The organism is Pseudoalteromonas sp. S558 (genome assembly GCF_005886635.1).
In the GTDB taxonomy this organism is placed as follows: Bacteria; Pseudomonadota; Gammaproteobacteria; order Enterobacterales; family Alteromonadaceae; genus Pseudoalteromonas; species Pseudoalteromonas aliena.
The window spans coordinates 1-274 of sequence record NZ_PNDU01000638.1 but is presented as its reverse complement, the minus strand read 5'-3'; the positions used below and the strand labels follow the sequence as shown (position 1 = coordinate 274).

Genomic DNA, 274 nt, shown 5'->3' with positions numbered 1-274 from the left:
AAACTCCTTATTGGTTTAAAAGAGCGTTCCGAAGAGCATCATGGTCTTCGTTATACTCAGAAAGCCGTAAAAGCCGCTGCTGTATTAAGCGCAAAATACATTAATGAACGCCATTTGCCTGATAAAGCCATTGACGTTATAGATGAAGCGGGTGCAAGTCAGCGCCTGCAGCCTAATTCTAAAAGCAAAAAAACCATCGGTGTCGCAGACATTAAGCTAATAATTACTAAAATGTCACGTATTCCACAGAAAAGAGTATCTTCTACATACAATG

Annotated in this window: 1 pseudogene; it reads left to right on the top strand. The window is 39.8% G+C overall.

The features are described 5' to 3' along the window. Positions 1 to 274 (top strand): annotated as a pseudogene (clpA, locus tag CWB66_RS21755) (ATP-dependent Clp protease ATP-binding subunit ClpA); the annotation flags it as partial.